At 56.7% G+C, this 20555-nt stretch carries 21 protein-coding genes; 10 read left to right on the forward strand and 11 right to left on the reverse strand.

What is annotated here, in order from left to right:
- Window positions 1-62 precede the first annotated feature (62 nt).
- The 4 genes from TMS3_RS13560 to TMS3_RS13575 all read right to left on the reverse strand — a co-directional run bounded on the left by TMS3_RS13560 (window position 63) and on the right by TMS3_RS13575 (window position 2928).
- Window positions 63-563: a universal stress protein gene (locus tag TMS3_RS13560; RefSeq protein WP_025165818.1), complete on the reverse strand. Its 501-nt coding sequence runs from the start codon at window positions 561-563 to the stop codon at window positions 63-65.
- Window positions 564-675: 112 nt separating this feature from the next.
- Window positions 676-1581 carry a 5'-nucleotidase gene (locus TMS3_RS13565; protein ID WP_025165819.1) on the reverse strand — a complete coding sequence of 302 codons (906 nt, stop codon included), beginning with the start codon at window positions 1579-1581 and terminating at the stop codon, window positions 676-678.
- 7 nt (window positions 1582-1588) lie between these two features.
- Window positions 1589-2542: a putative 2-dehydropantoate 2-reductase gene (locus TMS3_RS13570; protein WP_025165820.1), complete on the reverse strand. Its 954-nt coding sequence runs from the start codon at window positions 2540-2542 to the stop codon at window positions 1589-1591.
- Window positions 2542-2928 (reverse strand): YbbN family protein, encoded by a 387-nt coding sequence (locus TMS3_RS13575; protein ID WP_025165821.1) that lies wholly within the window; start codon window positions 2926-2928, stop codon window positions 2542-2544. The genes TMS3_RS13570 and TMS3_RS13575 overlap by 1 nt, the downstream gene beginning before the upstream one ends.
- Window positions 2929-3381: 453 nt before the next feature.
- Here TMS3_RS13575 and TMS3_RS13580 point away from each other — a divergent pair, with 453 nt between their 5' ends.
- Window positions 3382-4458 (forward strand): 3-deoxy-7-phosphoheptulonate synthase, encoded by a 1077-nt coding sequence (locus tag TMS3_RS13580; protein ID WP_025165822.1) that lies wholly within the window; start codon window positions 3382-3384, stop codon window positions 4456-4458.
- 55 nt (window positions 4459-4513) lie between these two features.
- Here the strand turns inward: TMS3_RS13580 and TMS3_RS13585 are convergent, their stop codons facing one another.
- From TMS3_RS13585 to TMS3_RS13595, 3 genes are all read right to left on the reverse strand, one after another.
- Window positions 4514-4795, reverse strand: a complete 282-nt coding sequence (locus tag TMS3_RS13585; protein WP_025165823.1) for a GNAT family N-acetyltransferase — start codon at window positions 4793-4795, stop codon at window positions 4514-4516.
- 420 nt (window positions 4796-5215) lie between these two features.
- Window positions 5216-6592, reverse strand: a complete 1377-nt coding sequence (locus TMS3_RS13590; protein ID WP_025165824.1) for a GntP family permease — start codon at window positions 6590-6592, stop codon at window positions 5216-5218.
- Between the two features lie 128 nt (window positions 6593-6720).
- Complete coding sequence (locus TMS3_RS13595; RefSeq protein ID WP_025165825.1) at window positions 6721-7935, reverse strand: PilT/PilU family type 4a pilus ATPase; 1215 nt, start codon at window positions 7933-7935, stop codon at window positions 6721-6723.
- A gap of 145 nt (window positions 7936-8080) precedes the next feature.
- Here TMS3_RS13595 and TMS3_RS13600 point away from each other — a divergent pair, with 145 nt between their 5' ends.
- The 3 genes from TMS3_RS13600 (at window position 8081) to TMS3_RS13610 (ending at window position 10817) form a co-directional block, all read left to right on the forward strand.
- Window positions 8081-8359, forward strand: coding sequence for a peptidylprolyl isomerase (locus TMS3_RS13600; protein ID WP_025165826.1), 279 nt, complete (start codon window positions 8081-8083; stop codon window positions 8357-8359).
- 250 nt (window positions 8360-8609) lie between these two features.
- Complete coding sequence (locus tag TMS3_RS13605; RefSeq protein ID WP_083491761.1) at window positions 8610-10199, forward strand: ABC-F family ATPase; 1590 nt, start codon at window positions 8610-8612, stop codon at window positions 10197-10199.
- Between the two features lie 264 nt (window positions 10200-10463).
- The gene (locus tag TMS3_RS13610; RefSeq protein WP_025165828.1) at window positions 10464-10817 is read left to right on the forward strand and encodes an MmcQ/YjbR family DNA-binding protein; all 354 of its coding nucleotides are present in this window, start codon (window positions 10464-10466) and stop codon (window positions 10815-10817) included.
- 5 nt (window positions 10818-10822) lie between these two features.
- Here TMS3_RS13610 and TMS3_RS13615 read toward each other — a convergent pair whose 3' ends face one another.
- The 3 genes from TMS3_RS13615 to TMS3_RS13625 form a co-directional block, all read right to left on the reverse strand.
- Window positions 10823-11539 carry a DUF1294 domain-containing protein gene (locus TMS3_RS13615; protein WP_025165829.1) on the reverse strand — a complete coding sequence of 239 codons (717 nt, stop codon included), beginning with the start codon at window positions 11537-11539 and terminating at the stop codon, window positions 10823-10825.
- A 52-nt stretch (window positions 11540-11591) separates the two neighbouring features.
- A complete protein-coding gene (locus TMS3_RS13620; protein WP_025165830.1) occupies window positions 11592-12560 on the reverse strand; it encodes an alpha/beta fold hydrolase in 969 nt (322 codons plus the stop codon).
- An 86-nt stretch (window positions 12561-12646) separates the two neighbouring features.
- Window positions 12647-13477 carry an undecaprenyl-diphosphate phosphatase gene (locus TMS3_RS13625; protein WP_025165831.1) on the reverse strand — a complete coding sequence of 277 codons (831 nt, stop codon included), beginning with the start codon at window positions 13475-13477 and terminating at the stop codon, window positions 12647-12649.
- A 563-nt stretch (window positions 13478-14040) separates the two neighbouring features.
- On the opposite strand from TMS3_RS13625, the gene TMS3_RS13630 reads away from it, so the two are divergent.
- The 3 genes from TMS3_RS13630 (at window position 14041) to TMS3_RS13640 (ending at window position 15991) form a co-directional block, all read left to right on the forward strand.
- On the forward strand, window positions 14041-14655 hold the full coding sequence (locus tag TMS3_RS13630; RefSeq protein ID WP_025165832.1) for a hypothetical protein: 615 nt from the start codon (window positions 14041-14043) through the stop codon (window positions 14653-14655).
- A 194-nt stretch (window positions 14656-14849) separates the two neighbouring features.
- Complete coding sequence (gene pnuC / locus TMS3_RS13635; protein ID WP_025165833.1) at window positions 14850-15416, forward strand: nicotinamide riboside transporter PnuC; 567 nt, start codon at window positions 14850-14852, stop codon at window positions 15414-15416.
- Window positions 15413-15991, forward strand: coding sequence for an AAA family ATPase (locus TMS3_RS13640; RefSeq protein ID WP_025165834.1), 579 nt, complete (start codon window positions 15413-15415; stop codon window positions 15989-15991). Before pnuC ends, TMS3_RS13640 begins: the two co-directional genes overlap by 4 nt.
- On the opposite strand, the gene TMS3_RS13645 is transcribed toward TMS3_RS13640, so the two are convergent.
- Window positions 15932-16399, reverse strand: coding sequence for a DUF3429 domain-containing protein (locus TMS3_RS13645; RefSeq protein ID WP_025165835.1), 468 nt, complete (start codon window positions 16397-16399; stop codon window positions 15932-15934). The two genes, TMS3_RS13640 and TMS3_RS13645, sit on opposite strands and share 60 nt — an antisense overlap.
- Before the next feature lie 291 nt (window positions 16400-16690).
- On the opposite strand from TMS3_RS13645, the gene TMS3_RS13650 reads away from it, so the two are divergent.
- The 3 genes from TMS3_RS13650 (at window position 16691) to queD (ending at window position 20310) form a co-directional block, all read left to right on the forward strand.
- Entirely contained in the window at window positions 16691-18565 is a 1875-nt protein-coding gene (locus tag TMS3_RS13650) for a di-heme-cytochrome C peroxidase (RefSeq protein WP_025165836.1), read from the forward strand.
- A gap of 81 nt (window positions 18566-18646) precedes the next feature.
- The gene (locus tag TMS3_RS13655; protein ID WP_025165837.1) at window positions 18647-19795 is read left to right on the forward strand and encodes a catalase family protein; all 1149 of its coding nucleotides are present in this window, start codon (window positions 18647-18649) and stop codon (window positions 19793-19795) included.
- Window positions 19796-19953: 158 nt separating this feature from the next.
- Window positions 19954-20310, forward strand: a complete 357-nt coding sequence (queD, locus tag TMS3_RS13660; protein WP_025165838.1) for a 6-carboxytetrahydropterin synthase QueD — start codon at window positions 19954-19956, stop codon at window positions 20308-20310.
- Window positions 20311-20555 lie beyond the last annotated feature (245 nt).

Raw genomic sequence — 20555 nt, forward strand, 5'->3', positions numbered from 1 at the left:
ATATTAATGGTTTAACCAATAAATCTAGACCGTTTAATTAGATTTGCTAGTTATTCCTCGGCTCAAAGCTCGGTATGGCTGCGATGTTGCAGCATAGGCACCAAATACACGGGAACCTCGGACAACTGCACCAAACGGGCGGCCGTACGCCCAAGCGGGATATCCAGTTCGGTGCCATGGCTATGACTGCCTACGACCAGCAAATCCACTTCAAGTTTCTGCGCCTCTTCGAGAATCACCAAGGGTGGATCGCCCTGTACCACCCGTACGGCCCGGATGATCTCGAGCTCATGCTGGGCTTCGCCCACCTCATCACGAAAGCCTTCCAGGACCCGCTGTTCAATACTCGCCATCACCGTGCTCAGTCCATTGCTGCGCAGTTCCTTGAGGCGCTCGTCATCCAGGTAGGTCTGCAAGACCGACTCGGCAAACAGCCCCATAGGCTCTACCGCATGCACGACATACAAACTGGCATTGAACGCACGGGTCAGCGCTAGCGCATGCTGCAAGACATAGGGGGCGTACAGGCCAAGATCGGTGGCGTAAAGAATCGAACGAATCATGCGGCCTCCTCGCCTGCCCGCTCGGCGGGTCTAGCTTGAGCTTAGCAGCGCCATCCGCAAGTCAACTAAAGCACAGTCATTTAGGACGAATGGCTATATGGATGATGGCGGGTTATGGCTGTGGCTCGTTACTCACACCATGCGGCACATGTCCGGTCGCCACCACCTCGCGGGTTTTCTCACAGTGTCCGGGCTGGTCGTCGAAAAACACGTCGGCGCCAAAGGTTTCGAGAATCGCAGCCTTCTCCAGGCCGCCGAGGAAGTAGGATTCATCCAGGCGAATATTCCACTCGCGCAGGGTGCGGATCACTCGCTCATGTGCCGGTGCCGAACGGGCGGTGACCAAGGCCGTGCGAATCGGGCAGGTTTCCTCAGGAAACGCCTGCTGCAAACGATGCAGAGCAGCCAGAAAAGGCTTGAACGGCCCGCCACCCAACAGCTCACGCGCAGACTCGCGTTCGTGGCTCTGGAAGGCCTCCAGACCACCTTGCTGATAGACCCGTTCGGACTCGTCGGAAAACAACACGGCATCGCCATCGAAAGCGATGCGCAACTCGTTGCTCGCCGAGCGCCGGGCCCCACCCGAGAGGATGGTGGCCGCGCCAAAGCCCGCACGCAGGGCGCTGCGCACATCTTCGGCATGGGTGGAGAGAAACAACTGACAACCGAACGCTGCCAAATAAGGATCGGGGCTGCGCCCACCGACAAAAGCCGCACGCGAGATGCCCAAGCCGTAGTGCTGGATCGAATTGAAGGCGCGCAAGCCGGTGTCGGCACTGTTGCGTGACACCAGAATCACCTCAACCTGCGACTGGCTCAATGCAGTGTTCAAGCCCAGCAGCTTCTCAACCAGAGGGAAGGCGTCGCCGGGCATGAGAATTTCATCTTCATGCTCTATCTGATACTGGCGATAAGCTTCGACACCCTCGCTTTCATACACCCGGTGACTCTCACGCAGGTCGAACAGCGCCCGCGAGGAGATTGCCAATACCAGTTTGTCCCCCATCCCCTTGCCCATAGCGACCTCAGCCTTGTTGGTTACGCTGATCGAGAAAACACAGCGCCTGATACAGCGCCCGAACCCGCGGCATGTCACAGCCTGCCTGCGTCGCAGCAGCCAACGGCGCAGCGTAAATCGCCGGCAGCTCCAATACTCGTTGCAGCGCGAAATCGTGATACATGCTCGGCCAGTAATCCGGCATGCGATCGGTCGCCGCCAACAATTTGCCGGGATACCCCTCCGGTAACTGATGTCCACAGGCCGCAGCGCCGTCGACCACTTCCTGCATGATCGCCTGGATCAGCGCCCGGCTATCAGCGTTGGCCATCAAACTGCGGGTACCAGAGTTGAGTAATACCGACAGACCGTTGTACGGGACATTCCACACCAGCTTCTGCCAGCGTGCCTGGCCCAATTCAGGCATGGCGGTGGAATCCAGTCCTGCGGCCTTAAACAGCGCGACGCCCTCTTCGACCACCTGCGGCCTGGCATCCGCCGCCGGCCCCGAGTGATACGCGAGGTTAACTCCGCCCAACGCCTGATGCTCGACTACCCCAGGCGCCGAGCGGTGTACGCAGATGAAACACAAGCCGCCGAGCAAGTGCAGCGAATCCGGCAGTAGCGGCCGCAATTCGTCCTCCACCGCCAAGCCATTCTGCAGCAGCACCACTTTGGCGCCCTCGGCTGCCGCCTGGGTAATAGCCGGCGCTAACTCGGCATTGCTGGTGGTTTTGGCCCCGACCAGCAGCCAATCACAGGGGGGCATCTCCGCTGCACAGCGGTATGCCTGCACTGGGTTCATGGAGATGACGCCGTGTACCGCACTATTTAGCTGCAGCCCCTGCTTGGCCGCTACGGCGAACTCGCTACGCAATAGAAAATGCACGTCGAAACCGGCGCGGGCCAGCATCACGCCATAAAAACCGCCAATGGCTCCAGTACCGATAATGCCGATACGCGGACGTTGGGTTACAGACATCAAGGAAGCTCCTCAGCTGGACGGGACAAGGCAGCGCCCAAAGCATCAATTAAATCGGCAGCGCCTAAACGACTATGCAGCGCGCCATGGAACAGGCCGCCACGTACGACAAACAGCGCGGGCAAATGAAACACCTCATAACGCGCGACCAGCCCGGCATTATCTGCAGCGTCGATCCAGGCCAAACGCTCGATAGGTAGACGTAGCGACGGTAGTTCGCGCCGCAACCAGCGGCAACTGCCACAGCCTATGCTGGTAAAAATCACCAGGGACGTACCAGGAAAATCGAGTAAATCTCGATCGGCATCGAAATCGGTCAACTCCAGCTCAACCACCGTACTGCCCGGTTCGATATTCATTTGTTTGCACTTAAGCTCGATCTGCATGCGTCGCTTTCTACGTTATCCCAGCGATATACCCGTGGTGGTGTAGCTCCGAAAATACGCCTTCGTGGGCAGGCGATAACAGAACAATATCAGCCCCGCTGAGGTAGCGGATAACCCCAACCGTGACTTTCACAGTGGCACCTCGAACTGCGCACGCCACTGTTCGGAGCCCCGGATCGTTACTCTGGAGTGATGCCCGCTAGCAAAAACTATTCGACTACTGCCCAGCAGGTAGTACCTTTATATCGAGACGGGCACGCTGTAATACCCGCCTGAACTTGCCGTTTCTCTGCTTTCTACCCGATTTAACAGCCCCTGCCCCATTGTCGAGCCCGCCTGTAACGCGCTAAGGTTCTGCTTCCCCGCTGTGCTCATAATGCTGTGCTCCGCCACACGGGGATCGCTGGCGGCCGGCACCCGTGACCTGACGACACTGACCTGATGAAAAGCACGATGGCTGATTTACCGATCGATGACCTTAACGTTGCCTCCAACGAAACCCTGATCACCCCCGAGCAACTCAAACGCGAGATTCCGCTGTCCGATGCGGCGCTGCACACCGTCTCCTCGGGGCGTCAGGTGATTCGCGACATTCTCGATGGCAAAGACCATCGCTTGTTCGTGGTAGTAGGCCCCTGCTCTATTCACGACATCAAGGCTGCCCACGAGTATGCCGAGCGTCTGAAAGTGCTCGCGGCCGAAGTGTCGGACACCCTGTACCTGGTTATGCGCGTGTACTTCGAGAAGCCGCGCACCACGGTCGGCTGGAAAGGCTTGATCAACGACCCCTACCTGGATGACTCGTTCAAGATCCAGGATGGCCTGCATATCGGTCGTCAGCTGTTACGCGACCTGGCCGAAATGGGCCTGCCGACCGCCACCGAAGCACTCGATCCGATTTCCCCGCAGTACCTGCAGGACCTGATCAGTTGGTCGGCCATCGGCGCACGCACCACCGAATCGCAGACCCACCGCGAAATGGCCTCAGGCCTGTCCTCGGCGGTTGGCTTCAAGAACGGCACCGATGGTGGCCTGACCGTAGCGATCAATGCGCTGCAATCGGTGTCCAGCCCCCACCGTTTCCTGGGTATCAACCAGGAAGGCGGCGTCTCCATCGTCACCACCAAGGGCAATGCCTATGGTCACGTGGTACTGCGCGGCGGCAACGGCAAGCCCAACTACGATTCGGTCAGCGTGGCAGTCTGCGAGCAGGAACTGACCAAAGCTGGCATTCGGCCGAACATCATGGTCGATTGCAGCCACGCCAACTCGAATAAGGACCCGGCCCTGCAACCGCTGGTGATGGACAACGTCGCCAACCAGATCCTCGAAGGCAATCAGTCGATCGTCGGCCTGATGGTAGAAAGTCACCTGGGCTGGGGCAATCAGTCGATCCCCAAGGATCTCGCCCAGATGAAATACGGGGTGTCTATCACCGATGCCTGCATCGACTGGGACAGCACCGAGAAAACCCTGCGCGGCATGCACGCCAAACTCAAGGACGTGCTGCCACAACGTCATCGCGCCTAAGCGTCGAGGCAAATGAAAACGCCGGGCAATGCCCGGCGTTTTCATTCAAGCGCTCTTAGCCTTTGGCAGTATGCCGCTGCCGCCGCTCCATGTAGCGTTCCACATAAGAGCACGAAGGAATCACGGTGTAGCCCATGCGCTCGGAGTACTGCAAGGCATGCTCAGTCAAGGCCGCCGCAATTCCACGACCACGCAACGTGTTCGGAACGAAAGTGCGATAAATGTCCAAGGTCTGCTTCCCCAGGTCCATATAGGCCAGGTAAGCACGATCACCATCCACTGTGGTCTCGAATTGATGACCGGCCAAGTCATGGTGAATGGACAACATCTCGCTCATCTCAACTCCTCTGATAAATCCTATACCCGTCCCCGCACCTTATTGATCGCTTCCAGGCAAAGCGACTTTTGCCGCAGCGCTACAACTGCTGAAATCTGAAATAGGCTTTGTTGTTCACAATTCGGGGAAAAACACCCTGATAGTACATGCAACTGTAGGTGAGCAAAGGTAAATACTTACCAATATGATCGGTCAAACCGGCCGCGCTGACAAATACCGTCTACGCGCGATTCTGCATGAACCAGGTTGATTGTGCCTTGACCGCTGGGCTGCGGCCGGTGTCGACGGTCCAGCATTCCGGCCAGTCCAGTCAACCGGCTAGAACGGCCGCCACCTGTAGAGTGAACAACACAGGTGGTTGCATCATGACCTGAATATTCTGGGCGCGAACACCTGCACTTCACCCACGCGCAGGATAGTTCAGATCACGCTCAAGACTGCTATACAGCACAATACGGCAATTACCGGTATCAGCACCGTCACCACGAACATATCCTTGTAGGCCTGCTTGTGGGTCAGCCCCATGATCATCAACATGGCAATCACAGCGCCACAATGCGGCAGAGAGTCCAGCCCACCCGCGGCGATATTGGCAATGCGGTGCAGTACTTCAGGCTCAACACCCATTTCCAGGTATTTAGGCGCCAGGGTTTGCATAAAAATCTGCAAGCCGCCTGATGCCGAGCCCACAATCCCCGACACTACGCTGACCGAGACAAAAATCGACAACAGCGGCGGTAAATCCACGGTCAATATCCACTGGGAGAACTGACTAAAGCCTGCTGTCTGGGTGACCACACCACCAAACCCAATCACCGCTGCAGTGTTCAACAGCGGCATGATCGCATCGTCGGCGCCCTGCCCCAGCACCGCGACCGTATTGCGCCGCAAACCGGGAAACAGCAATACCGCAACAACCGTGGCCATCACCAATGCCAGACTCGGCCAGAGGATTGGCTGTTGCTGACTAAAGCCCACAAGCGCCCTCAGCACTCCCTGTTCGGTGAGCGTTAGGCCACTGAGCAACAATAAACGCGGCAGCAGGATGATGCCCAGCACCACCAGAATCGGCACCACGGCCAGCCCCCAATGCGGACCTGAGCCCGGCACACCCGCCATTTGCTCCATACGCAAATCCTGCGCATTGGCATCAAATCCTTCGCCGCGATGCGAGGCCAGTCGCCACTCGCGCTGCACATAAGCCATACCCAGGGCAATCATCAACGCGCTGGCCAGCAATCCGATCCAGGCTCCGGCAAACAGGTCGGTGCCCAAGGCACTGGCGGCGATCACATTATGAATCGACGGAGTGCCTGGCAACGCCGTCATGGTGAACGTGCCGGCGCCCAAGGCGGTGGCGGCACAGAACAGGCGCTTGGGCAGGTTGGCCTCGCGCATCAAGGAAATGCCCAGTGGATACATGGTGAAAATCACCACAAACACCACCACACCGCCATAGGTCAGCACGGCACACACCAACATGGTCACCCACAACGTGCGGCGGGTGCCCAGGCTGCGCGTAATCGCCTGCGCAATGCTGCTGGCCGCCTGGCTGGCCGCCATGACCTTGCCAAATATAGCGCCACAGAGAAACAAGACGAAGAACTTGCCGGCGAAGGAGAAAGCCCCCAGCGGGCCAAAAGGGAAATACTCGAGCAGCGCTTGAGGAAGCGATAAACCGTTAGTCAGCGCCACTACCGAAGCGCACACCAAGGCGGCAATAAATATATTGGCGCCACGTAAAGCCATGAATATCAACAAGGCCAAACCGGCCAACAACCCCACATTCCCTAGCATAGTGATTCCTTAGTTATTGTCTTTTGGATTGCTCAACGTCAAGCGCGCCACTCTGTCGGCGTTTTCGGGCTCGTTTACCCTTAAACCAGAAACCCGGGGAGCGGCAAATCTCCGAGCCATTACCTTGATCAGATCCCCGTGCGGCCCGGATTTTCAGAAACTTCCTCTTCAGCGATATCCTCGAGCGTCAACTCTCCTCCCCAACCAGGCGCGGCAGCAACAGGCTCTGGCGCGGCCCTCGGCACGGCAGTGGCTTGAGCGGCTGGAACCGCAGCAGCCGGGTTGTCCTTGTACAGCTTGAGTTTGAGGCGAACATTATTCGCCGAGTCGGCATTTTTCACCGCCTCATCTTCATCGATAGCGCCTTCGTGGACCAAGTCGATAAGGGCCTGATCGAAGGTCTGCATGCCAAGGTTCTTGGACTTCTCCATGATCTCCTTGATCTCGGCAAACTCGTTGCGCTTGATCAAATCACGGATGGTTGGCGTACCCAATAACACTTCCACGGCGGCGCGACGTTTGCCGTCAGTGGTTTTCACCAGGCGTTGGGAGACAAAGGCCTTGAGGTTGTTGCCCAGATCGTTGAGCAGCTGCGGCCGGCGGTCTTCCGGGAAAAAATTGATGATACGGTCCAATGCCTGGTTGGCGTTATTGGCGTGCAACGTGGAGATCGCCAGGTGCCCGGTGTCGGCAAAAGCCAGGGCGTGTTCCATGGTCTCGCGATCACGAATTTCACCGATCAGGATCACGTCCGGCGCCTGACGCAGGGTGTTTTTCAAGGCGGCGTGGAAACTGCGGGTATCCACACCCACTTCGCGCTGATTGATGATCGATTTCTTGTGCCGGTGTACGTACTCCACCGGATCTTCGATGGTGATGATATGGCCCCCACTGTTGCGGTTACGGTAGTCGATCAGCGCCGCCAGGGAAGTCGACTTGCCCGAGCCGGTGCCGCCGACGAACAACACCAGACCGCGTTTTTCCATCACCGTCTTGAGTAGCACTTCGGGCAGTTTCAAGTCTTCGAACTTGGGAATATCCAGCTTGATGTTGCGCGCGACAATGGAGACCTCATTGCGCTGCTTGAAGATATTGATACGAAAGCGTCCAACGCCCGCCACGGAGATCGCCAGGTTCATCTCCAGCTCCCGCTCGAACTCTTCGCGCTGCGCGCTATCCATGATCGCATCGGCGACTGCTGCCACCTCGCCGGCCTTAAGCGGCTCGGCGCTGAGCGCCTTGAGCACGCCATTGAACTTGGCGCAGGGCGGCGCACCGGTAGACAGATAAAGATCGGAACCGTCCTGGCTGGCCAGGACTTTCAGCATGGGTTGGATATCCATCGAGCATAATCCCGTAAGGCAATGGTGTATGAAGTTAGGCCAATCTTACTGTGGGTTCGCGGCAATGCTCACTGCAGTCCGCGAATTTTCAACGAGTGCGCTAATACTGGCACAATGTGCGCTCCGCTCCTGTGAGGAACCGCCCATGGCCAAAGCTATGGCACGCCACATTCTGGTGAAAACCGAAGCCGAAGCCGCTGCCTTGAAAAAACGTATCGCCGCTGGCGAAGCCTTCGACGTGCTGGCGCGCAAGTTCTCTACTTGCCCATCCGGCAAGCGCGGCGGCGACCTGGGCGAGGTGCGGCCCGGACAAATGGTGGGGGTAATCGACCAGGTAATTTTCAAGAAGCCACTGCGCGAGGTGCATGGCCCGGTTAAAAGCAAGTTCGGCTATCACCTGGTGCAGGTGTTCTACCGCGACTGAACCCAACATTACTGGGCTCGACCAGCCTGCAGCGCGTCATCCCCCCTATATTTTGCCGAGCGGCTTGCAGTTAATATTCGTCCGCAGTTTTATCTGTTGCGTCTTGTCGGCCTGTCGTGTCGATGCTCTAGCCACGCGTTGAAAGCACCTGTACACATCCGTCCATCTCTGGAACTGCCCTTGCGCCTGCTAAACCGCTACAATCGCGCCCTTTTGCGCGAAAGCGCCACTGCGTTCCGGGATAACCGTCTTGATTTCTACCGCTAACATCACCATGCAGTTCGGCGCCAAGCCACTGTTCGAGAACGTTTCCGTCAAGTTTGGCGCCGGCAACCGTTATGGCCTGATCGGCGCTAACGGCTGCGGCAAGTCGACCTTCATGAAGATCCTCGGCGACGACCTGGAGCCCTCTGGCGGGCAGGTGATGCTGGAGCCGAACGTGCGCCTGGGTAAGTTGCGCCAGGATCAGTTCGCCTACGAAGAATTCAACGTGATCGATACCGTGATCATGGGCCATGAAGAACTGTGGAAAGTTAAAGCCGAGCGCGACCGCATCTACTCACTGGCCGAGATGACCGAAGAAGACGGCATGGCGGTGGCCGAGCTGGAAACCGAGTTCGCGGAAATGGACGGCTACACGGCCGAATCCCGCGCCGGTGAATTGCTGCTCGGCCTGGGTATAGGTATCGAGCAGCATTTCGGCCCAATGAGCGAAGTTTCTCCAGGTTGGAAGCTGCGCGTATTGCTGGCCCAGGCGCTGTTCTCCGACCCGGAAGTATTGCTGCTGGATGAGCCAACCAACCACCTGGACATCAACACCATCCGCTGGCTGGAAAACGTGCTGACTCAGCGCAACAGCCTGATGATCATCATTTCCCACGATAGACACTTCCTCAACAGCGTGTGCACCCACATGGCTGACCTGGATTACGGCGAACTGCGCCTCTTCCCGGGCAACTATGACGAGTACATGACGGTCGCCACCCAGTCACGCGAGCAGCTGCTCTCGGACAACGCCAAGAAGAAGGCGCAGATCAGCGAACTGCAATCGTTCGTCAGCCGCTTCTCGGCCAACGCCTCGAAAGCCAAGCAGGCTACCTCGCGCGCCAAGCAGATCGACAAGATCCAACTGGCAGAAGTCAAGCCTTCGAGCCGGGTCAGCCCCTTTATCCGCTTCGAGCAAACCAAGAAGCTGCACCGTCAGGCCGTTATAGTCGACGGCATGGCCAAAGGCTTCGACGGCAAGCCCCTGTTCAAGGACTTCAGTTTCACCGTCGAAGCCGGCGAGCGCGTGGCGATCATCGGCCCCAACGGCATCGGCAAGACCACCCTGCTGCGCACCCTGGTCAATGAACTGAGCCCTGACGCAGGTACGGTAAAATGGACCGACGCCGCTGAAATCGGCTACTACGCCCAGGACCACGCGTCGGACTTCGAAGACGAAGCCACCCTGTTCGAATGGATGGGCCGCTGGACCCAGGGCGGCGAACAGCTGGTTCGCGGCACCCTGGGACGCATGCTGTTCTCCAACGACGAAATTCTCAAATCGGTGAAAGTGATCTCCGGCGGCGAGCAAGGGCGCATGCTGTTCGGCAAGCTGATCCTGCAAAAACCCAACGTGCTGATCATGGACGAACCGACCAATCACCTGGACATGGAGTCCATCGAGGCGCTCAACCTGGCACTGGAAAACTATCCGGGCACGCTGATCTTCGTCAGCCATGACCGCGAGTTTGTCTCCTCGCTGGCAACCCGCATCATCGAACTGTCCGCCAGCGGCGTGATCGACTTCAGCGGCACCTACGACGACTATCTGCGCAGCCAGGGCGTAGTCGTCTGAGGCACCGCCAACGGTGACTCTGCCCAGGGTCAGCCTCCAGGAAAAAGCCTGCTCGATAGCAGGCTTTTTTTCACTCGCAGCGATCCGTTCAGACGACCGCGAGCAACTTGGCGAGTGGCCATTTGCCGGGTTGCATGTCGGTAGCGGACAAGGGATCAAATATCTGAGCCGAGTGTTCAACGCCGACCTACTGCTGCTCTAGCCAATCGCCAAGCCTATGCTCTGCTAAGTTAGCCTGAGTACTCGCGACAAGGGTGAATGCACATGAAGCAACATGAGATAGCGGAATTCTGCCTGCAACTGCCCGGGGCTCGTGAGGACTTCAAATGGGGCAACAACCAGGTGTTCTCCGTGGCCGAAAACAAGATGTTCGCCATCCTCAACTTCCTCGGTCATGACCTAGCCTTCAAAGTCGACAGTGACCTGTTTCTGGGCTTTGTAGACCGCCCTGGCATTCGTCCGGCGCCGTATCTGGCACGGGCACACTGGATCAGCATGAATTGCGCGCATCTGTCCATCGGCGATGACGAACTGCGCGAGTTGCTGACTCATTCGCACCAACTGGTGGTGCGCAAGCTACCTAAACGCCTGCAACCCGGTTTACTACTCGATCTCTGACGATCTTAATGCGGCAGCGCCACACGCACAAACTCAGTGAAATAGGTGCCGTCCAACAGTAACCAGTCGAGCCAAAACGCCTGATGCGCCGCGACAATCATCCAGAACAGTAACTGAAAAGAAACTTTGCGGGTTTTATGGCGAAAGCACTGTTGAGCAAGCAAAGCGCCCGGCCAGCCGCCCAGCAGCTCGAAAAAATGCAAGGCGTTCTCCGACGTTCGCCAGCGCCCCTTTTGTGCGCTGGCCTTGTCCTGCCAGTACTGCACGAAGCTGATTACACTCGCCACAGGGTAGACTGCCAGTGCCCAAATGAATCCCGAATCCAGCAGCAACTGAATGGCACCACTCAACGGCAGGCTGCACAACAGGGTTAATACCAGCAGTTTCAACGCGAGGTTTTTCACCGGCCCCATGGACTCGCGCCTCGATGAAGTTTTCTTGGGCTTGCGCGCCCTGGCAACTGGCATTTCTAACGATTTTGGCTTGGTTCGAATAGCTGACTGGTCGAGCGCCAGGCTTCCTGCTACACGTACATGCTCGGCGCGCAATCGGCTCCGACCATCCTTGCTGGCGATATACATCACCCTGTCACCGGACACAGGCCGCCGGTCGCCACGCATCGCCGATATATGCGCAAACACTTCCGCGCCGCCTTGTAGCGGCTGAATAAAGCCAAAGCCTTGCTCATCGTTCCAGCGTTTCAACAACCCCTGCTGCTCCATCGCATGTCCACTCCTGCTACAAAAAGCAGCATTCTAGGGGCATTTGATGGTTTCAAGCAGGGTAGTGACGACTGCAGAAGCCCAGCAAATGCTGGTTAACCTGCTCGGCCTGCTCGTTCTGAATCCAGTGCCCGCAATCGCTCAACAGATGCTGCTCCAGGCGCGGCACTCGCTTGGGCATCTGCTTGAGGGTATAGGCCTCCAGGGTGCCAACCGGGTCCTTATCGCCTAGCAGAAACAGCGCCGGCTGCTCGATCTGTCGTCCGGCAAATGACTCAGTACGTTGCCAGTTGCGCTCAAAGTTGCGGTACCAGTTAAGCGCACCATAGAAACCGCGGCCGGCGAACGTCTTCACGTACTCGTCAAATGCCTGCTCATCGCACCAGTCCGGCAGTGTTAGGGGATCTTGCATACCTGCAAACAGCGTGGCGCCAACGGGTTTGTCCTGCAGGAAGAAATCCTTGGGTACGACGGCCGATGTGTTGTGCATCATCATCCGCAAGGTACGGGGGATATCCGCATCCATCTCCAGCTCGGCCACTCCGGGTTGCTGGAAATGCAGGATGTAGTGAAAACGCTCGGCATACAGCTGCCGGATGATGTCTATCGCAGGTTGTTTAGGCCGCCCCCCAAAGGGCACGGCCATACCAGCCAGCGCTTTCACCCGCTGCGGTTCGAGCAGCGCCAGGTGCCAGGCTATCGGTGCCCCCCAATCATGCCCGACCACACAAACTTCACGCTGGCCAAGGGCGTCCATCGCCGCCTGGATATCACCACACACGGTAATCAGGTCATAGGCTGACGGCTCACGCGGTGCACTGCTTTGTCCATAGCCGCGCATTTCCGGAATCAACACCCGGTACCCGGCCGCAGCCAGCGGAGCGATCTGCTGGCGCCAGGAATGCCAACACTCAGGAAAGCCATGCAACAGCCATACTGGCCGCCCATCTAGAGGGCCGCAGCTGTAAAGGCTCAGCGTAATGCCGTTGACCTCAAGTAACTGGTGCTCAAGCAGATCCATAAACGCCTCCATTACCAGGCGTTACTATGACAAAGGCGCGCTATATAGCGCGCCTTTAATCAATCTCACGAATACAGCCGCAACCTTCAGCCTTGGGCCGTGCTCCAGTCAATCAGTTGAAGTTGCCAGGTCAGCAGAATCAGCAGACCAAAGCCGATGCGGTACCACGCGAATGCCGCATAGCTGTGGTTACCGATAAACTTGAGCAACGCGCGTACGGCGATCATGGCGAAGATAAATGAGATGACAAAGCCGAGAGCGAACACCGGCAGATCTTCCGGCTGAAACAACTCACGGTATTTGTAGCCCGAATACACCGCCGCACCGACCATCGTAGGCATCGCCAGAAAGAAGGAAAACTCTGTGGCGGCCTTACGCGACAAACCGAACAACAGACCGCCGATAATTGTCGCGCCGGAACGCGAGGTTCCGGGAATCATCGCCAGGCACTGGGCTAACCCGATCTTGAGTGCCTGCTTCCAGCTCATCTCGTCGACAATTTCGGCGCTCACCACATGATCGCGTCTTTCGGCCCACAACATGATTACACCGCCCACCACCAGCGCCCCTGCGACGGTGATGGGATTGAACAGGTACTCATGAATCAGATCTGCGAAGGTCACCCCGAGAATCACCGCAGGAATGACGGCGATCAACAGATTGCCGGTGAATCGTTGCGCCGGTCGTTCTGTCGGCAGCCCCATCAGCACGTCGAGAATCTTGCGTCGGTACTGCCAGACCACCGCAAGAATAGCCCCCAGTTGAATGATGATATTGAAGGCGATTGCCCGCTCACCACCAAAGTCGATGAGATCCGCAACTATGATTTGGTGGCCCGTGCTGGAGATCGGCAAGAACTCAGTGATGCCTTCGACAATCCCCAAGATCAATGCCTGTACGGCAGTCCAAAGGTCCATCCAAACTCCTATAGCGCGCGAAGCAAGCTCCGCGCGAGAAATACGTGCCAATTAAGTACCGGGTTGGTCTTGGACTCAAACCACAACACAAGTTTTACGGCAAAGAAAAAGCCAGATGCTTCAGGTTCGTCCGAAGCGCCGAGATGCTACCAGATAAACAGGCTCAATTACCCCCTCGGGACGGGTCCATGAGCAACTAAGCTACGCCCTCAAAGCACCACATAATTGATCGCGGAGACTCAGGAGGCTCTCAGGGGTAGTCCTGCGCCGACAACGCAATCTTAAGACGGCACGGTCTCATTGGCCTTTTGCCAGTGAGGTACGGCTGGCGCAAATGCCCCAATTACGACACAGTCTGAGCGGCTTGAGTAATCCCCTCGTCAACTCCACGCTATAACAATCGCATGGGCTCAGAGATATCAACCATACTGTCAACCATGTTTCCGGACTGACCTAGAACAAGGCGTTTACCGCGAAACTCTCGACTGTAGCCATCCAACGTTTCGACACAATCTGAACAGATGAATAGACTGCGAGGACCGTTTCGTGTGCGGGGGAAATGAATGAGTAACATGGAGCATCAGGAAGTCGACCTCAGCCGGCCACAGAATCAGGACCTGATCTGGGATATGGACAGCATGGCCCGACGCGAGCTGGCCGAGCGTTTCATTACGCTATTTGAGAACCGCCTGTGCGTCTATTCAGAATCGGTGCGCCAGCTCTACACCAACTACAACCTGCATTTTCCCAGCGACCTCGGCCGCAAGATGGTCGTGCTACCGAACCCTTACGCCTTTCACGACACCCTCCACGGCATCGAGGCGCTGGCCGTGCGTAAGACCGGACTCTGCGTGCTTCCCGGCGTAGTACTGGGCAAGCCTGGCTTGCTGCTGACCACGCAGATCAAGGAAGGTGGACCGACACCGAAAACCATGCCATTCAAGCAGGCGCTGGCGCAAATCATCAGCAATCAGAAAAAACTCGGCGACGTATTCCTGCCGATCATGATGAAGGGGGATTTGCGCGAGTTCGACCAGCACATGCCTTATATCCACCTGCATCGACTGCAGGTCAATCGCCTCACCCGCCTGTCTTCCTTCGAGCGCGACGATATCCAGCAAACCATCACCCGTAAACTGCTAGCGCTCTATCGCCAAGCCGATAGTTTGGCTTGCTAGGGTCGGCGCTCCCCTGCCCTACAGAAGAGGCGCCATTCGGCGGGTTTGAAGCCTTGGATATATCCCGCATCGGCATTGCTCTTGAGTTGCAGAGACGTTTTTCCTTGCCGGAACCGCGACCGTCTCAACCACAGCAGCTACAATCAGCGCCCTTTATTGTCTGTCCAGACTGAATTCTTATTTGTGGGAAACCCATGTCTTTCTTAGAACTATTTGCTTCCGCTCTCGGTGTCTGGGCGGTCTGGCTAACTGTGCAGCAAAATCGATGGTGCTGGCCGATAGGCCTGGTCATGGTGTCGCTCTACGGCTGGATCTTCTTTGAAGGAAAACTCTATTCGAACATGCTGCTGCAATTCGTCTACGCGGCCTTGCAGCTCTATGGCTGGTGGCAGTGGACACAAGGCGGTCAACAGCACCAAGGGGTCCAGGTGAGCAGCCTTAGCGCCCAAGGCTTACTGCTCAGTCTACTGATCGGCACCTTAGGAGCCCTTGGCCTGGGCTATCTGATGGCTAGTTTCACAGATGCTGCCGCCCCATGGTTCGATGCCGCGCTCAGCGCATTCAGCCTGGTCGCGCAAGTATGGATGGCGCAAAAACGTGTCGAGTGCTGGCCGCTATGGATAGCGCTCGATCTGCTCTTTGTTGCGCTGTTCGTGCAACAAATGCTGTATCTGACTGCAGGCCTGTATGCACTCTTCACCCTGCTGGCGATTAGCGGTTGGCTGACCTGGCGCCGTGATCCCGCTCTGACGACCTCATGAAAGTACTAGTACTTACCGGTCCGGAGTCCAGCGGCAAAAGCTGGCTGGCGAAGGAAGTCCAGTCCGTCTTTGGCGGTCACATCGTTGGCGAATATGTGCGCCACTTTATCGAGCGTGAACAACGTGACACCTGCTACGCCGATATTCCAGAGATCGCACGTGGTCAGCTTGCCTGGGAAGATGCAGCGCGCGCTGCGTGCCCAACACTGCTAATTCTCGACACTCACCTGCTGAGTAACCTGCTCTGGAGTCGCGAGCTATTTGGCGACTGCCCTCCCTGGATAGAGGACGAGCTGCTCAGGCGCGATTACCACCTGCACTTACTGCTCGACCCAGTTGCTGTACCCTGGGTCGACGATGGCCAACGTTGTCAGCCAGAACTGGCGCAACGCCTCGCTTTCTACCAGGACTGCGAGCGCTGGTTGCAGCGCCATCAGCAACCGTTTCAATGCATTCAGGGAGGCTGGCCGGCTCGTCGCAAGCAGGCACTTGTTTGCGTCAGCGAATGGCTAAAGTCATTCAAACAACACGCTGGTCCACGCCAGCAACAGGCTCAGTGTGACGATGATCGTTAGCGGCGTACGCAAGCTCGGGTACCAACGCGGCGCCAAATTCAATTTAACGGCCATCAGGTCAGCAAAATGAAGAACCACGAATGCCAGCAAAAGTATTGGTAAGGCCAATCCCATAGGCAAAGCGTCGGCAATTGCCAGCCACCCGAGCAGGGGGGCTATCACCGACAACCCCAACTGCACCTGCGCACGCTCATCGGTTACCTGCGCTCGCATCGCCAGCCCCCAGTGAACGGCCCCCATAAAAGCCAGTGTCACGGCTGCATAATCCAACAATGCCGCTAATACGAAGGGCCGCCAGCCAACTGGAATCACCCAGATCCCCAGCGCGCCACTGACAAAGGGGAGCAGACCGACATAGCCGAGCAAAATGGCCAGCTGCGGTGGTTTCTCGGCCTCAAAGGGATGCATGTACTCGCTCCTGACTCTCGATGGACAACTACGGCATCAAACGCATCTCGGCGTCTTGATCGAAGGCTATTCATTAGAAAAGTAATGAGCCATGAGTTCCAACCGCACGAGTACATCCTGAGGCGACTCATCCACAAACCGTGAAGAACCGCCCCCTGCCCAGCCCCTCAGCTGTAAGCAATTCACAAAGGTAGTGTGCGGATTTCTAGGTGCGAGCCAATGGCAGCTTGCCATTAGCCTTTTGACTTGGCATAAAGTCAGGCAAATAAAAGCGCTACAAGGAAGTGTCAGATGTCTACACTCCGTCGCGTCCTGTATGGGACTCTGGGGATACTGATTACTGGGTTGGCCATCGGTCTGTACTTTATCGCCTATCCCGACCTACCGACCTACCAGAAACCCGAGAAGCTCCATTATCTTGCTCAATGGAGCGATGAAGAGCGCCAGACCTTCTACTACACCCCACAAGGGACCCAAGTCAAAGGTTTGCGCTACGACTGGTTCAGTGCCCTCGAATTACCCCTTGGCACAAGTAAATTCGCTACCCCGGACTACCTGGCCCGCTTTGGCTTTCTGGTCGACCCTCAGCAACAGCCTTCTGAGCGTAATCCCGCGAATCTGCCGGTGGGTTTTGCTCGGCATGAGGACAAAGAGACAGGCATTCAGTATCTGGATATCAGTTGCGCGGCTTGCCACACCGGTGAGTTGCGCTACAAAGGACAGGCCATTCGGATCGACGGAGGGTCAGCCCTGCACTCTCTCGCGTCGACCGTACCAACCCTAAGAGGCGGCAGCTTTGGCCAATCACTTGGCATGAGTATGGCGTTCACCTACTACAACCCCTTGAAGTTCAGGCGTTTCGCCAAAGAGGTGCTTGCCGAGAACTACGCCGAGGGACGCGATCGACTGCGCCATGACTTTAAAGTCGTCCTCGATCGCCTGTTAGGCACAGCCTATAACGACTGGCACCGCGGTCTCTATCCGACCGAAGAAGGCTTTGGCAGGACCGATGCCTTTGGACGCATCGCTAACAGTGTGTTCGGTGATGCCATCGACCCCAGTAACTACCGCAAAGCCAACGCCCCTGTAAGTTACCCGCAAGTCTGGGACATCTGGAAGTTCGACTGGGTACAGTGGAACGGCTCTGCTATGCAACCCATGGCGCGCAATGTTGGCGAAGCCCTAGGTGTTGGCGCGACGCTACGCCTTATCGAAGCGAACGGCCAGCCGGTAGCAGAAGCCGAGCGCTATGCTTCCAGCGTGCGTCTACGAGATTTATACACCCTCGAAGAAACCCTCAAACAGTTAAAACCGCCCTACTGGCCAGAGCAGATCTTCGGCGACATTGACCTGCAACTTGCCAGTCAGGGACGTGCCTTGTTTAGCGAGAATTGCGCCTATTGCCATGCCCCAGACCCTAAACCCAGAAATGAACGGCTGGCACCGGCGCGCGACCCAGAATGGCGCATGCGTATTGTGCCGACCCGCATCGTCGGTACGGATCCCACTACCGCTGACAATATCGCCGACCATCGCTTCGATATCAGCAAACTAGGCTGGACTAACACCGAGTTAAGCAAGCTGGATGTTCGGCTCTTCGGTTCGACAGTCGATGACGTTGATCCACGCAGTATTTCCAGCGCAAAAGGCTTGGCCTATGTGACAGCCTACGTGGAAAACCGTGCCTATCAGGACGCCGGCATCCAGCCCCGCGAACGCTGGCGTATGGATGGCTACGGTTTGCCTATCGGTGTGCAAGAAAAGCGCGGCTACAAAGCCCGGCCGCTGCACGGTATCTGGGCAACCCCCCCATTTCTGCACAACGGCTCCGTGCCCACGCTTTTTCAACTTCTGTCACCCGTTTCAGAACGACAGACACAGTTCTGGGTCGGTAATTTCGAGTTCAACCCCAAACAAGTCGGCTTCAACAGTGAGCAGTTCCCCGGTGGTTTTTTATTCGATACCACGATTACCGGTAACAGCAACCGCGGTCATGAGTTCAGAGCAGGCTGCCGCGATGAGGGCGTGATTGGACGCTCGCTGCAACCCGAAGAACGCTGGGCGCTGATTGAGTACCTCAAGGTATTGGGTAATGTGGAACTCGAAAAACAGCTCGCGCCGATCAAGGCAAAGCCCTGGAATCCCGGCCCCAAGTGCCAGAGTTAAGCAAGCCCCATTCAGTCGCGGGCTGACGCGCAGGAACCAAGGCAGAACTCAGCTATAACAATAACCACAAGGACTTGCTCAATGTTCAAACGACTCTGGCTCTGGCTCGGCCGTTTTTTCGGAAAACTACTGCTACTTCTGTTGGCAGTAGGCCTCGTCAGCTTGGGTGTGGGTACGGCCTACTACAGTTGGAAATTCTCTGGGCCAGTCAACAGTGAGGAGCAAATTCCCCCAGGTGAAGCGGCCCTCACGCAAAGCATCATCGAAGATGCTATCCGTGTCGTCGAGCAACACCGTGATAACACCCGGGTCCTGCGTGACGCCCACGCAAAAGCTCACGGGTGCGTAAGAGCGCAGGTAACCGTGCTGTCCGATCTCGACAGCAACCTCCAGCATGGCGTATTTAGCGAACCGGGGAAAACATGGCAAGCCTGGATGCGCTTGTCCAATGGCAACGCCTACCCACAATTCGACCGTATTCGTGATGCCCGCGGCATGGCCATCAAACTTCTCGATGTGCCGGGCGAAAAGCTCATCGATGGCTCTCAACACGCGACCGAACAAGACTTCGTGATGTTCAACCACCCCACGTTCTTCGTGCGCGACGTTGCCGAATACAAAAGTAATTTTTCCGAACAAGCTGATGGCAAAAAAATGCTGGCTTTCTTCCCGGGCTGGGATCCACGTGACTGGGAAGTCCGCCATTTGATTATTGCCCTGAAAACCTTGGCGCCCGCCCCCGAGAGCCCGGTTGCAACCAGCTACAACTCCATCGCGCCTTTCAAATTTGGTCCATACAACATCAAGTATCGAGTCATTCCGGCGCCAGAGAACTGCCCGACGTATGAATTGCCGGCTACCAATCATGACCTTCCGAACTTCCTGCGCAGTGCGCTACACCGACAGCTCTCGCTCGATCGTGCACCCGCCTGCTTTGCCCTACAAATTCAACGGCAAGACCCAGCACACTACATGCCGATAGAAGACCCCAGCGTGGAATGGGACCAGACCTTCTCTCCTTTTGAAACGGTGGCCACCATCCAGCTACCTGCTCAAGACTTTGATAGCACTGAGCAAAATTTATTCTGCGACAACCTGTCCTTCAATCCCTGGCACTCGCTACCCGATCACCGCCCCATCGGAGGAATTAATCGCTTGAGAAAGGCGGTTTATCAGGCCGTCAGCGTTTATCGACATGAGCGAAATCAGGTCAATGGCAAGAGCAAGTGAGAAGACGAACTGCCTATAGCGCGCCGCCTCCTTGGAGGCCTTCGTAACGTAGCAGTGCCGCCCCCTCCCCTCACGTTGGTTAAAGCGCCACCTGAACTGGTAAGATCCCCTATTATCAGATCGCTGTTCGCAGCAACGAACTTTCAGAGAGAAATGCCTTGGAACTGTTCAAAGAATTTATGTTCGAGGCCGCACACCGACTTCCTCATGTGCCCGAAGGGCATAAATGTGGACGGTTGCATGGCCATTCGTTTCGCGTAGCCGTCTACATAGAAGGTGAGGTTGATCCCTACACCGGCTGGATTCGTGATTTTTCTGAAATAAAAGCGATCTTCAAGCCGCTTTATGAACAACTAGACCATAACTACCTGAACGAGATTCCTGGCCTGGAAAACCCTACCAGCGAAGTCATCGCGAAGTGGATCTGGCAGCAGCTCAAACCTCTTCTGCCTGAACTTTCGCGCATCCGCATCCACGAGACCTGTACCAGCGGATGCGAGTATCGCGGTGACTGAAATCTGTCAGCAAAAAGCCACTTGATCAGGCTGTATGAAAACTATTTGAGTACCGGCAATCCGGTATTCGAAATAGATATTCCATCCTGCCCACAGCCTGACCATGTAGTGGCACACTCAAACAGCGGTTGGTGCCGACCTCATTAAGCCACAACACCGTGAGCATTATTAGGCACAAAGAAAAACCCCCGATCAGTTTCCTGATCGGGGGTTTTGGTATTAGACGCTTGACGATGACCTACTCT

It is taken from the genome of Pseudomonas taeanensis MS-3 (assembly GCF_000498575.2).
GTDB lineage: Bacteria > Pseudomonadota > Gammaproteobacteria > Pseudomonadales > Pseudomonadaceae > Aquipseudomonas > Aquipseudomonas taeanensis.